The organism is Desulfuromonas versatilis, from assembly GCF_019704135.1.
Taxonomy (GTDB): domain Bacteria; phylum Desulfobacterota; class Desulfuromonadia; order Desulfuromonadales; family NIT-T3; genus Desulfuromonas_A; species Desulfuromonas_A versatilis.
Genome location: NZ_AP024355.1, coordinates 4,206,337 through 4,220,123, shown reverse-complemented (window position 1 = coordinate 4,220,123; position 13,787 = coordinate 4,206,337). Strand labels below are relative to the sequence as shown.

Here is a 13,787-nt window from a genome sequence, read left to right as displayed (position 1 = left end):
GTAATTATCCAGGTTTGGAAAAAATTGGTTTTATTGCTGAAAGGTAGTCCGTTTTTAAAAATCTGCCAGTTGAAAGTAGCAATAGCATGAAGCAGGTAAGGTGCAATATAACCAAGGTCACGTTGTTAATCTGGTCGGTAGGTATAAATTCAAAAAACAAATAAACCAAGGCAGCTACTGAAAAAGAATGAGTAGCCAGTCTTAATAGTCCCCTGCCTGGAATAAGCCAAGTCACTGACACCTGATAGACATGAGATATGTAAAACAAAAAAAATAAGATCTTAATAATAGAAAGTATTGCCGAGGAGACTGCAATTGCTATTGGGGAGTTGAATAACTGGACTATTAAAAGCCCAGTGACCCACGATGAAATAGCAAAATACATGTGCAATTTGGAGTATATTGCCGTTTTTCCAATCGAAAAAAGCAGCGGAGCAAATATTATAATGTTAAAAAAATTAATTGACATCGCAATTTGGAAATAAATTGCCGATGCCGAGTAACTGTCAGTGTATAAAATTTCTATGATCCTGTCTGCATTAAATAAAAAAAACAAAATTAAAGGATATATTAGCATAGCAGATTTTACCAGGGCCTGCTTCCAGGTTGCGATGATTTCCTCTTTTGTTTTCCCCTCGTGGTGCATTTTGGAGAAGAGGGGGGTTAGGACGGAAGCTGCTGCTCCGGTTACCATGGCCACAAATGGCAGTTCAATAAATCCATTTGAAAATTCGGCAAAGGCTGTGGTCCCAAAGTATCTACTTATATAAAACTGGTCCGCGGCCTTGCTCGCCATTCCCCACAGGCTGGCAATAGCCAAGGGGACGCAATAGGCGAGCAGCTCGCGGTAGCCCAAGTGCGTTTTTCTGGGGCTTGTCCCCCTGAAGGGGATGTTTTTGAAATATAATGCGATGAACAAAGACAGCAACGATCCAGCAAAAAGGCCGTAAATCGAATATATATAAGAGGAACCAAAAATTAGAACAGGGGTTACGACAAAAACAAGAGTGATAAATTTCGTGAGGGTATTGTATATTGCAATATATAAGGTTTTTCTATATGAGGAAAAAATGCCATCGATCCCGAGTGTCGGTAAAATTAGCATCGGAATTGGCGAGAAAATCTTTAATCCATGGGATAATTCAGGATTATTCAAAGCATTAGCGATTAACTCAGAGAAAAGATATAAAAACGAAGAAAATACAGCACCGAAAAAGAACATTAATTTGGAGATCTTTTTGACAATATCCCGGCCTTCTTCAAGGCTGTATCTGGGAAGAAAGTAGGAGAATACCCTTGGGAGGCCAGCTGAAAATATTACCAGAAGTGCCCCATAGACAAATAGTATCTGCCTGTAGGTGCCATAGTCCTGTTTGTTAAGCAGGCGGGACAGGATCGCAGCAACCAGGATCACCAAGGCGAAGGATGTAAAACTACCCAATCCAACCCAAAGGGCCTGCGTTGTGTTGTTCTCCCTTTTTAAAAAAGCCAATTTTTTCATATTGGATCGGTGGGTTGAAGCGCCAGTGGTAAGAAAAACCTCCAAATTGGGTTCGGGTTTTCTGGTTTCGGAAAGTCACCCGGAAGGCAGCCCCTCATCGCATGGGCGCCTCGAATATATTGCAAGAAGCCATTTAGGCTTCTCCTCCTTTGGCGCAATAAAATTTATGGTTTTTTTTGCCCAGCCCTGCGGGTTTATGGAGTTCTGTTTCTGGGATGGTGTCTGGGCCTGCCCCTGCGGCGTTTTTTTATAAAGACACTGCGGGCATACGGTGTAGTTGGGGGGGGCGGGGCGAAAGCCAAAGAGGAAGATCCCCTTTATGATCGGATGCAGTTTTATTTTCTTCACCTTGGGGCCAATCCCCATGCATTCCCTCATTTCAAAGTTCTCAAAGAGTTTAGATAGGTTGTCCTTATCGAAAGTTCGGACATGGTGCCAGGGATTAAAGCAACAGTGGCATTTGGGGCAGATCGCCAGGCCCTGAATTAAAGACTCCCTATTGGGAACGGTGATGATTATATATTTATTGCTTATCCGATCGATTTCGGATAGGGCCATTTTGTAATCATTGGTGCTTAGATGCTCAAGCACTTCGAGGCATGTCACCAAGTCGAATTCACGTCCATTAAATGGCATGTGCGATAAGCCGGATTGCAACTTTTCAACCTTGACCTGCTCTAGTGCGGCCGAAGATGAGTCAATGCCAACAAGCCTTTTAAAGCGATTTTTGTCGATTTCCGATAGGCTGTTCAGGAAAAGGCCATTACCACATCCGGCATCCAAAATGCTTTTTGTGTCAACTGGTATTGCCGATATCGTATCCCTTATCCGTTGAGCCTCAATTTCATTGTTTTTGTAATTGTTTTCCCATACCTCCGGCTGGGAGAAATAATCGTCAATTTGATTTGTAGTATTGGTGGCCATTTCCGAGCGTCCCGCTTTGGCTAAAGGATAATTTAATAACGGAAATTATCTTATCGTTATCTCCAGATTCCTCGGGTGTCAATCACAACCTTTTCCTTTAGCCCCTCCCGATCAATCATTTTGAACTCGTCATGGTCCACAAGGACCACAAGAATATCCGATTCGGCAATCACCCGGCCAAGGTCGTAAAGGGGAAATTCAGTGAACTCTCCGTTGCTGTTGGGCTCGCAAGCCATCACCCGGCCCACCTTGTCGGCGATCAAGGCTCGGGTGATTTCCAATGCGGGAGACTCGCGGAGATCGTCTATATTAGCTTTGAAAGCCAGTCCAAGGCAACCGATGACCGGGTCCCGAAACCGTGCCGCTTTGGCCTTGACCCGCGCGATCACCCAGTGCGGCTTGGTGTCGTTCACTTGCCTGGCGACACGGATGATTCTGGCCTGGTCAGGGGCGGCGTCGACAATGAACCAGGGATCGACGGCAATGCAGTGCCCTCCAACTCCAGGTCCCGGTCTCAGGATATTCACCCTTGGGTGCTTGTTGGCGAGCTCGATAAGCTCCCAGACATTTACCCCCAGCTTGTCGCAGATAAGGGAAAGCTCATTGGCGAAGGCGATATTGACATCGCGGTAGGAGTTTTCCACCAACTTGGTCATTTCAGCTGTGCAACTGGTAGTCAGGAATATCTGCCCATTGCAGAAGGTTTTGTAGAGATCTCGAGCTTTTTCAGCTGAGGTTATGTCGATCCCCCCAATGACCCGGTCGTTATCCACCAGTTCGCGAAGGATGTGGCCAGGTAGGACGCGTTCCGGGCAGTGGGCCACATGAACTGGCGAGTCGTGTGGGGGGGGCAGGGGGGAGTCGAACAATTCAGGGCGAAGCTCCTTGATAATTTCCGCGATCCGTTTCGTAGTTCCAACAGGCGAGGTGGACTCGAGGATAACCAGGTCCCCCCCTTTTAGAACGGGACAAATTTTCCGGGTGGCGGCCTCGACGTAACTGATATCCGGGACCCTGGTGTCTTCGCCATCCTGCTTCTTGAAGGGGGTGGGGACAGCGAGGATGAAGACGTCAGCCTCCTCGGGCTCAAGCGATGCCCTGAGATTACCGCTGTTTACCGCAGATTTGACCAGTAGGTCGAGGTCTGGTTCGACGATGTGAATCTTCCCCTCATTGATTGTGTCGACAGCGTTTCTTTTTATGTCGACGCCAAGAACCTGGTAGCCCTTGGTTGCCAGAACCGAGGCTGTTGGCAAACCGATATACCCTAAGCCCATAACGACGATTTTTTTTGCTGCTGGTTTCATGGATGCCCTGGTTTCATCAATTTCAAAATGTTATGCAGACGGTTTGGATCTGGGGAAACCCTCATGGCAGACCTGTTCCAATGGGCAACAAGGCTGATTCAGTCGGGGCGCGGGCCAATTTTCAGCAACTAAGCTTGTTTAAGTGCATTGACTATGCGAGCCGCCGCCTTTCCATCGCCATAGGGGTTGTGGGCTAGCGACATGGCCTGGTATGCGTGGATGTCTCCCAGAAGCAAGGATGCTTCTGTACGGATTCTTTCAGCCGTCGTGCCCACCAGTTTCACTGTTCCCGCTGAGACGGCCTCCGGTCGTTCAGTTGTCTCGCGCATTACGAGCACCGGTTTGCCCAGGGAGGGAGCCTCCTCCTGGACACCGCCGGAATCGGTGATGATCAGGTGGGATCGATTCATCAGGTAGACAAACGGCAGATATCCCTGAGGTTCAATCAGGTGAACCCTGGGAACCTTACCCAGAATGCGTTTTACTGGCCCCTGAACCTGGGGGTTCATGTGAACCGGGTAAAGGATCTCCACGTCATCGTGCTTTTTCGCGATCTCTTTGAGAGCACTGCAGATCTGCTCGAAACCTTCACCGAAGTTTTCCCTGCGGTGGCCGGTGACCAGTACCATGCGTTTGGTTGAATCGAGAAATGCAAAACGCTCATCCATTTGTCGCTGCAGGTAGTTGTTGCTTTGCACCATTCGGACAGCGTCGAGCAGGGCGTCGATCACCGTGTTGCCGGTGACCATGATGGACTGACTGGCGACCCCTTCGTCCAGGAGGTTCTGGCGGGCACGCGCAGTTGGGGCAAAATGGTATCTGGTAATTGCGCCGGCCAGGCGCCGGTTCATTTCTTCGGGCCAAGGGGAATAGATATTTCCCGTGCGCAGGCCCGCCTCGACATGGCCGACAGGTATTTTTCGGTAAAACGCTGCCAAACTCCCTGCCATGGTTGTGGTGGTGTCCCCATGGACCAGCACGACATCAGGCTTGAAGTCCTCGAGGACTGGCGTAAGTCCCTGCAGGACACGGCAAGTGATCTCGGTGAGACTTTGCCCGGGTTTCATGATATCCAGGTCGTACTCGGGACGAATCTCGAACAGGTTGAGCACCTGGTCGAGCATCTGCCGATGTTGGGCAGTAACACATACTCTGCTTTGGAAACAATCGGAATTCGCTGCCAGGGCCTTGACGATTGGAGCCATCTTTATGGCTTCCGGGCGGGTGCCGAATACGGAAAGGATTTTTTTTCTCAAGGGGCAAAGCCTTTTTTCACAAAATGGACCCGGTCCTGGGAGACCAATGCCTGCAAGACTTGCATGTAGAGGAGACGCCGAGTAATTTCAGATTCTTCTGGATCGACAGGATGGCCTGTTTTATTAATTGCCTTAAGCGAGACCTGATAAATTGGTAATCGCTACCGGGATTCTGGGCGAAGCGTGATATGCACGCAAACAACATTTTTTACATAAAAATCACCCCATGTCCAATCTAGGGAGCATTTTTTTCTATACTGCTCTCCGCATGGAGGTTTGATGGAGATCGGGATGCCTTAGGTTTCTCCGGGCACCCTGTAAAAACCGGGATCGGGGTTAAGTGAAAGCAAATATTTCATCAACGCCTTTCATCCCCTTGGTTTTGGAATTGTCAATAATCCTCCCATGGTCCAATTTTTTCCACCCTATGGACATAAAGCCTGCCCCCTGCCGAATTAAGATCTTTAGGACGCAACACGGGGTGGCTCCCAGAAAAAAATACTCCCCTCCAGCGGTGCCGGAGGGGAGCTCGATTTGCCAGTAGAGTTAGCCCCTTGCGAGGGGCCCCACCTCTATTTTCCGCATGCCGGACAATTATGGTGTGATGCCAAAAGGAGCATTGGAAACATCGTTGGCAAGCCAGGAACCCCCAGCATCATAGGCGGTGATCCTTAGCAGGCAGTTCGACGAATTCGCGGCAGGCACGGTCCAAAGGTAACTGGTTCCCGTTGTGCTGACGATGGGGAGCCAGTTCGCTCCTCCGTTGACCGAGTAGCGCAAAAGGTAACTTGCGGCACCTGCCGGGGCGGACCATTGGATAAGATGTGTGGCCCCTGAAGTAAGGGCTTCGTTGCCGTTCGGTGAGACAACCGCCAGCACGGAGGGGGGTGTTCCCGGCGCAATGGTGAACGGGTTATCCGATACATCGTTAGCCAGCCACGCACCACCGGCATCGTAGGCGGTTACCCGGATCAGGCAGTTGGCCGAGTCGGCCGATGGAACCGTCCAATCAAAACTGGTCCCTTCAACGTTTGCTATCGGAAGCCAACTCGCCCCGCCGTTGATTGAGTAACGCACCAGATATCGGGTGGCTCCAGCATGGGAAGACCATTGTACCTGGAACACATCCCCTCCAGTTAAGGTTTCATTCCCATTCGGGCTGACAACGGCCAATATTTCGGGGGGGATAATGCTGACCGTCACCATCTCCGAATCGTCCCCACCAGCCGAAGAACTTACTGTGACCTTGGCCGGGGGGGCGAGCACGTTGGTAAATGAAGCTTGGCCTCCGGTAAGATCTCCAAAGCTTGTGGTAAGCATAGGAAGGACAAGCTGGTCGCTCGATGTCGCTTTAACGGTAAGGGCTTCGGTGGTGGGGTCGTAGCTGGCCTCGGTAATGGCCACTTCGTCGACAAGGGATACCTCTACAACGGTTGGCGGATTGTCGGAGGTGTTGGTGACGAAAAGCGTGCCGGGCAGTGAGTTGGGTGGGGTAAGCAGGTGGGAAAAAAAGTTTCCTGCCCCGTCGGTCGTCATGGTCGTGGTGGGCAGATTGGCGCCCGAGACTTCCAGGGAAGAGGGGGTTCCGGGGACATTAGAATCCACGCTGGCCGAGGCGAATACGGCAATCAGGGCCTGGGTATTGTCGCGCGAGTAGCTGGCGCGTTCCACCTTCAATGCTGAGGAAATGGGGGTGGTGTAAATCTTGCCCGTGATGCTGAACAGGTCGGTCTGCTCCGCCTGCAGGACCGCATCGTTATTGCCGGGGTCGATGCGCTCGACCCTGAAGAAGTTGGTTCCGAAAGGGCTGCCGGTGACGGTATGTTCGACGTTGGGATCGCCAACGAAGTATTCTTCGTTGGGCGGCAGGCCCACGACCACCGGGAACTCGGTGTCCCACCTCAGGAACGGACCGATGGCGCTGGCCAAGGCCCCGCTGAAATCGCCCTGGCCACCGATGCCAATATCATCGGTAAAGTTAATGGTCCTGGTGCCTGCAGGGACATTTCGGAAGACCTGCACGCCGTAGGGATGGGTTACCCGATAATCCCCGGCAATGGGGGTGTCGATGCGAATCCTTACCCGGCCGAAGCTGATCTGGGTTCCGTTGACCAGCGGGGTGCCGGCAAAGGCCGCTTCGAGCCCGAGGGTAAGCGAGGCATCGATGCCGCCGCTGGTGAAAAGGGCATCCGCAGACCACCAGAAGGATTCACCGGGGAAGTTGCCAACTGGTGGGTCCGCGAAGGGGTCTGCGGGGAATACTGTGGGGTTTTCGGGGACAAAACCGGGGACCCCGGCAGCCGGATCGCTGTCTTCCGGAAGCAGGTTGCACATGAAGCCGCCGGCAGGCGAGGGGGAGAGAGCCTTGGAGTCACACAGCTGTAACGGCAGCCCCTGGAAGAAGTTTATCTCCGCGGCCGAGACGTTGCTGCTGAAATCCCGGTACCAGACCGGATAGCCGTTGTCAGGGTTAATGGGCCCGAAATCCTTCAAGGCCGCGAAGGCCGGGCCTGTCCCGGTCAGGAGCAGGAGCAGCAGGATTGACCAAAATAACGCATGACTTTTTTTCCAGACTGTCTTCAAGTGCATAGGTCCCTCCATTGGTTGGCAGATAATATCTTTCTGGGATGCATTTGCTCGATTAATGCGAATTGGCGGGAGAAAATGTTGTTTTATGTTAACAGTTTCGAAATCTCATACTATGGGGTGATTCCCGTAATCACCGGTAGGCAAACCCTACCTTTCCAGCTTTTAGGGGATGACTCATTGGCGGTTTGAATTCCCTCCCATAGCCGTTAAAATGAAACGCGTCTGTAACCGGGGCGGGAGAGCCCTTGTTGATGAACTAAAGCAGGAGGATGCATGAGGATTTTGATTTACGGGGTCTTGTTGTTGAGTTTGCTGGTCGGATGTGCAGGAAACAAGGATGCCTTGACCGAATCGACGGATGCTTCTCTGGGCGCGAAAAATGAAGGGATCAGGGTGGAGGAGGACCTCGGCCTTGAGGTCATCGGCATGCGCTGGACCGCGGCGGGGAACATGCTCGACTTCCGTTGGCGGGCCATCGACCCGATAAAGGCGGAAATCCTCTTCAGTCGCAAGGATATCCCCTACCTCATCCATCAAAATTCGGGCGCTAAATTCCTGGTGCCCAATGCCGGCAAGGTTGGCCCGCTGCGCCAGACCACGAACAAGCCGGTCGCCGGCAAGTCCTACTTTATTTTCTTCGCCAACCCGGGCAAGTACGTCAAGCGGGGCGACAAGGTGACAATTGTGGTAGGGGATCACCAGATCAGGGATCTTGTGGTAGAGTAGGTACCAGGTTCAATCCTGACCCATACCTTGGGCCGGCGCTTTTGGGTCATTTTTCGACTCGGGTGGCGGCACTCAGGCTGGGCAATCAAAGGGGGGGGGATGCATCATACCGCCAACGGCTTCAGGCTGTCCTTTATCGCGATATTCCTGGTACTGCTCTTCTCTACACCCCTTCTCGCCGGCGTCACCAGTTCCGATCTCCAGAATGCCATGGAGTTCGCCTCCCCGGGGGAGCAGATTCCCGTCATTGTCACCTTGTCCGACAAGGCCGATCTCAGGGCATTCAAGACCCTCGGCAAAAAAGATCGGCGCTCCGGTGTAGTGACGGTCCTGAAGGACAAGGCGAAAAACTCGCAGAAAGCCCTGCGGGCCTATCTGAAGGGGCTCAGGAAGCAGGGGATCAAGGACCTCTGGGCGATCAACGGCCTTGCCCTGCGGGCCACCCCCGAGGAGATCGCCGCCCTGGCCGCCTGGCCCGGGGTGGCGAGTGTCACGCTGGATGCGCAGATCCCCGCGCCCACCTTGGCCCCGCAGGCCCTTGGCGGAGTCGAGGACAACCTGGCCGCGATCAACGCCCCCGCTCTCTGGGATCTGGGGATTGCCGGCCAGGGCATGGTGGTGGGGATCATGGACACCGGGGTGGATGTGCGCCATCCTTATCTGGCCGCCAAGTGGCGGGGCGGCACCAACAGCTGGTACGATCCCCACGGCCAGCACCCGAACTCTCCCGCCGATGTTGCCGGCCACGGTACCGCGGTAACAGGGGTGGTCGTGGGCGGCCAGCACAACGGCGTGGCCTTCGGGGTGGCTCCCGAGGCCCAGTGGATCGCGGTGAAGGCCTTCAACGACGCCGGGAACGCCCCGCTCAGCGCCATCCACCTGGGGTTTCAATGGTTTCTCGACCCGGACGGCAACCCGGCCACCGACGATGCCCCGGATGTAGTCAACAATTCCTGGGGGTTCGAAATGGAAGCCGGCTCGTGCATCGACCAGGCCCATCCCGACCCCGATCTGAACGCCGACTTCCACCCGGACATCCAGGCCCTGCAGGCCGCCGGGATCGCGGTGGTCTTTGCCGCCGGCAACACCGGCCCCAACCCTGCGACCAGTGTCAGTCCGGCCAACTACCCCGAGGCGTTCGGGGTGGGAATGGTCGACACCTTCTTTGCCTCCCCCATCGACATCGTGTCCCAGAGCGCACGCGGCCCATCCGCCTGTGACGGGACCATTTTCCCGGAAATCGTCGCCCCGGGCGAGCAGATCCTGACCACCGGGCTGCCGTTGGTAATCGACGGGGTTGCCCAGGCCGACATGGTGAGGGCCAGCGGCACCTCCTTCGCCTCGCCCCACATGGCGGGGGTGATGGCGCTTCTGCTGCAGGCATTTCCCGATTTTCCCGTGGCGGATTTGCAGGGGGTCCTGCAGCAGACCGCGCTCGACGGGCTCAACCCGCAAGACCCCGCGGGCCCGGACAATACCTACGGTTACGGCCTGGTGGATGCCCTGGCCGCTCACCAGGCGTTGGTGGTCGCCACCACCCCCAACCTGGTGGTCAGTGACTCTCTGGCCCCGGCCGACGACCGTCAGCTCCCCTTCGGCCACGTGCCGGACGGGGATTCGCGGGTGGAGACGGTGACCCTCGCCAACACCGACGGGGTTCCCCTCGAGGTGGGGCCGATCGCCCAGGCGGACCCCCTGGCGCCGCCCTTTTCCCTCGAGGCGGGGACCGATACCTGCTCCAACCAGACCATCCCTGCGGGAGGTGACTGCACCTTCCAGGTGCGGATCGCAGCGGTCGGAGGCGGAATTTTTTCCGACACCTTTGATATCCCCTCCAACGACCCCGATGAACCGGTGGTTGCCTTTGCGGTTTCCGCATCCCGGCTGAAAGTGCTGGCGCCCAATGGCGGGGAGATTCTGGCGGTGGGCAGCAGCTATGCGGTGGAGTGGTCCGCGGTTGAAGAGGCTATGAGCTATGATTTGAGCTATTCCATTGACGATGGTTCAAGTTGGACCTTGATCGTTACTGGATTGACTGCCAATAACCATCTTTGGACGGTCCCCGCGGCCGACTCGGCCAACTGCTTGGTCCGGGTGACAGCCTACGGTGCCGGTGGCGCGTGGCTGGCCAATGACGAGTCCGACGGGTCCTTCACCATTTTGCCCGGAACGCCTCCGTCGGTTCTGGCGGTGGTATCGCCGAACGGTAGTGAGTCCCTGACGGGCGGGACCACCCACACCCTCCAATGGGCAGCCCATGCGGGGGCGGCGAATTATCTCGTGCGCTATTCCACCAACGGCGGGGCGAACTGGAACGCGATTGCCAGTATCACGGGGACCAGTTTTGCGTGGATGGTCCCCGCGGCCGACTCGGCCAACTGTCTGGTCCGGGTGACGGCCTACGATGCCGGTGGCGCGTGGCTGGCCAATGACGTTTCGGACGGAGCCTTTACCCTTTTGCCCGGAACGTCTCCGTCGGTTCTTGCGGTGGTATCGCCGAATGGCGGAGAGGCCCTGACCGGCGGGACCACCCACACCATCCAATGGGCAGCCCATGCGGGGGCGGCGAATTATCTCGTGCGCTATTCCACCAACGGCGGGGCGAACTGGAACGCGATTGCCAGTATCACGGGGACCAGTTTTGCGTGGATGGTCCCCGCGGCCGACTCGGCCAACTGTCTGGTCCGGGTGACGGCCTACGATGCCGGTGGCGCGTGGCTGGCCAATGACGTTTCGGACGGAGCCTTTACCCTTTTGCCCGGAACGTCTCCGTCGGTTCTTGCGGTGGTATCGCCGAATGGCGGAGAGGCCCTGACCGGCGGGACCACCCACACCATCCAATGGGCAGCCCATGCGGGGGCGGCGAATTATCTTGTGCGCTATTCCACCAATGGCGGAGCGAGCTGGAACCCGATTGCCAGTGTCGTAGGGACGAGCTTCGAGTGGACGGTTCCCGCGACTGACTCGAACAACTGCCTGGTTCGGGTGACTGGCTACAATGCAGGTGGCGCGTGGTTGGCCAATGACGTGTCTGACGGGCCTTTCACTATTCTTCCCGGCACGCCTCCGTCGGCTCTTGCGGTGGGATCGCCGAATGGCGGAGAAACCCTGACCGGGGGGGCGACCTACACCATCCAATGGGCAGCCCATGCGGGGGCGGCGAATTATCTCGTGCGCTATTCCACCAATGGCGGGGTGAGCTGGAGCCCGATTGCCAGTGTCCCGGGGACCAGTTTCGCGTGGACGCTCCCCGCGGCCGACTCAGCCAACTGTCTGGTCCGGGTGACGGCCTACGATGCCGGTGGCGCGTGGCTGGCGAATGACGTCTCGAATGACCCGTTCACCATCAGCCCCTGAGAATGATTTGGGTTTCCCAAGAGTCTGCCTAGGCATGTTCTTTCCACAAAATTTTAATTCGAAGTCCATCACCAACAACAGTTTCAAACCCCTACCTACCCGCAGCCATTCATGATCCACGTTTAGATGCACGGGACCTTTTTCCCTTTTTGGGTTAAACTTGAAACCAGTCAAGTGACTGTCTTCAGCCCGCTACCGGGGAGCCGGGATGCGGGCATCAGGCAAATCAGAGGGGGCTGACCTATGATACCCATACAACGTGGCTGGTTGCTGTTTGTGGTCGTTTCGCTGCTGGGATTGCTGGGGGTTCCGGAAACCCGGGCCGGGGTCGTTACCCCCGAGCTGCAGGGCGAGCTGGCCGCGGCGGCGCCGGCGGATAACATCCCGGTGATCGTGACCTTTTCCGAGCGGGCGGAGCTGGCCCGGTATCAGGGCCGGGAGAAAAAGCATCGGCGGGCGGAGGTGGTCAGGGCCCTCAAGGCCCGGGCCGAGGGGTCGCAGAGGGCCCTGCGGGACTATTTGCGAGGCAGGGTGAGCGGGGAGGTCAAGCCCCTGTGGGTGATCAACGGGCTGGCCCTCGAGGTGCCCCGGGAGATGGTTGCCGAACTGGCCGCCTTTCCGGGGGTGGAGAGCGTCAAGCTGGACGCGCTGATCGAGGCCCCGCGGGCGGTCCCCAGCGCCACCAACGGGATCGAGGACAACCTGCACGCCGTGGGCGTCCCCGAACTGTGGAACCTGGGCCTGACGGGGACGGGGATGGTGATCGGGCTCATGGATACGGGGGTGGATGCCAGCCACCCGGACCTGGTCGGACGCTGGCGGGGCGGGAGCAACAGCTGGCTTGACCCCAACGGCGAGCACGCCACACCCTTCGACCAGGAGGGGCACGGCACCGCGGTAGCCGGGGTGCTGGTCGGCGGCAACGCCGGCGGGACCTCCATCGGGGTGGCCCCGGATGCCCGCTGGATCGCGGTGAAGATCTTCAACGACGCCGGTTTCGCGCCGCTGAGCGGCATTCACCAGGGGTTCCAGTGGATGCTCGACCCCGACGGGAACCCCGACACCGACGACGCGCCGGACGTGGTGAACAACTCCTGGGGCTTCGAGGACCCGGCCGGCAGCTGCATCGACGGCGCCAACCCCGATCCCAACCTGAACGCCAACTTCCACCCGGATCTGCAGGCCCTGCGCGCGGCAGGCATCCCGGTGGTCTTCGCCGCCGGCAACACCGGCCCGGCAAACGCCACCAGCATCAGCCCGGGCAACTATCCCGAGGCCTTCGCGGTGGGGGCGGTGGACACGATCGCTTCGGCGGGCACCATCCTGCCCAGCAGCGCCCGCGGACCCTCGGCCTGCGACGGGAGCATCTTCCCCGAGTTGGTGGCCCCCGGCCGCCAGATCCTGACCAGCGGCCTGCCGGCGGACCTGGGCTTCGTGCTGGCCACCGGGACCTCCTTCTCGGCGCCCCATGTGGCGGGGATCATGGCCCTGCTGCAGCAGGGGTTCCCCGCGGTTGCGCTGAGCGGGCTCGAAGCGACCCTGGTTCGCACCGCCGCCGACCGCGGCCCCATCGGGCCGGACAACGCCTACGGGGCAGGGCTGGTCAACGGCCTGGCCGCCTACCAGTCGATCCTCGCCAACCTTCCGCCCGTGGCGCCGGCCCTGGTCTTCCCGGCTGCCGACCAGGCGGATCTGGGGACCAGCGTGACCTTCCGCTGGGAGGACAGTACCGATCCGGACGGCGACACTGTCAGCTTCCGCCTGCTGGTCGCCGACAACCCCGAGTTTACCGACAGCATTGTGGCCCAGTCGACGGGCGGCGGCCCGGCCGTGCTGCTTGCCGGACTGGGTGGGGCGGGGCTGCTTCTGCTGGGCCTGGGGGGCGTGTCCCGGCGGCGCCGACTGCCGCTGGCGCTTGCCGCGGCGGCCCTGCTGTTGGTGTCCTGCGGCGGCGGGGGTGGCGGCGGAGGAGGCGCGGCGCCGGCGCCGCAGGTGACCGAGACCAGCGCCACCGTCAGCGGCCTGCAGCCGGCGACCACCTACTTCTGGAAGGTGATCGCGGAGGACGACCGCGGCGGCGTCACGGAGAGCGCGGTGCAGGAGTTCACCACGCTTTGATCGGCGGGG

At 57.5% G+C, this 13,787-nt stretch carries 8 protein-coding genes; 3 read left to right on the top strand and 5 right to left on the bottom strand.

Annotated elements, in window-relative coordinates; genetic code table 11:
- Window positions 1-4: 4 nt before the first annotated feature.
- The 5 genes from DESUT3_RS19035 to DESUT3_RS19015 form a co-directional block, all read right to left on the bottom strand.
- A complete protein-coding gene (locus DESUT3_RS19035; RefSeq protein ID WP_221250075.1) occupies window positions 5-1,501 on the bottom strand; it encodes an oligosaccharide flippase family protein in 1,497 nt (498 codons plus the stop codon).
- Window positions 1,502-1,576: 75 nt separating this feature from the next.
- Window positions 1,577-2,425: a class I SAM-dependent methyltransferase gene (locus DESUT3_RS19030; RefSeq protein ID WP_221250074.1), complete on the bottom strand. Its 849-nt coding sequence runs from the start codon at window positions 2,423-2,425 to the stop codon at window positions 1,577-1,579.
- A 56-nt stretch (window positions 2,426-2,481) separates the two neighbouring features.
- Window positions 2,482-3,732: a UDP-N-acetyl-D-mannosamine dehydrogenase gene (gene wecC, locus DESUT3_RS19025; RefSeq protein ID WP_221250073.1), complete on the bottom strand. Its 1,251-nt coding sequence runs from the start codon at window positions 3,730-3,732 to the stop codon at window positions 2,482-2,484.
- Window positions 3,733-3,860: 128 nt separating this feature from the next.
- Window positions 3,861-4,988: a non-hydrolyzing UDP-N-acetylglucosamine 2-epimerase gene (gene wecB, locus DESUT3_RS19020; RefSeq protein WP_221250072.1), complete on the bottom strand. Its 1,128-nt coding sequence runs from the start codon at window positions 4,986-4,988 to the stop codon at window positions 3,861-3,863.
- A 594-nt stretch (window positions 4,989-5,582) separates the two neighbouring features.
- Window positions 5,583-7,577: a phage tail protein gene (locus tag DESUT3_RS19015; RefSeq protein ID WP_221250071.1), complete on the bottom strand. Its 1,995-nt coding sequence runs from the start codon at window positions 7,575-7,577 to the stop codon at window positions 5,583-5,585.
- A gap of 273 nt (window positions 7,578-7,850) precedes the next feature.
- Between DESUT3_RS19015 and DESUT3_RS19010 the strand changes: the two genes are divergently transcribed.
- From DESUT3_RS19010 to DESUT3_RS19000, 3 genes are all read left to right on the top strand, one after another.
- On the top strand, window positions 7,851-8,303 hold the full coding sequence (locus tag DESUT3_RS19010; RefSeq protein WP_221250070.1) for a hypothetical protein: 453 nt from the start codon (window positions 7,851-7,853) through the stop codon (window positions 8,301-8,303).
- A gap of 99 nt (window positions 8,304-8,402) precedes the next feature.
- Window positions 8,403-11,660 (top strand): S8 family serine peptidase, encoded by a 3,258-nt coding sequence (locus DESUT3_RS19005; RefSeq protein WP_221250069.1) that lies wholly within the window; start codon window positions 8,403-8,405, stop codon window positions 11,658-11,660.
- Window positions 11,661-11,903: 243 nt separating this feature from the next.
- Complete coding sequence (locus DESUT3_RS19000; RefSeq protein WP_221250068.1) at window positions 11,904-13,778, top strand: S8 family serine peptidase; 1,875 nt, start codon at window positions 11,904-11,906, stop codon at window positions 13,776-13,778.
- Window positions 13,779-13,787 lie beyond the last annotated feature (9 nt).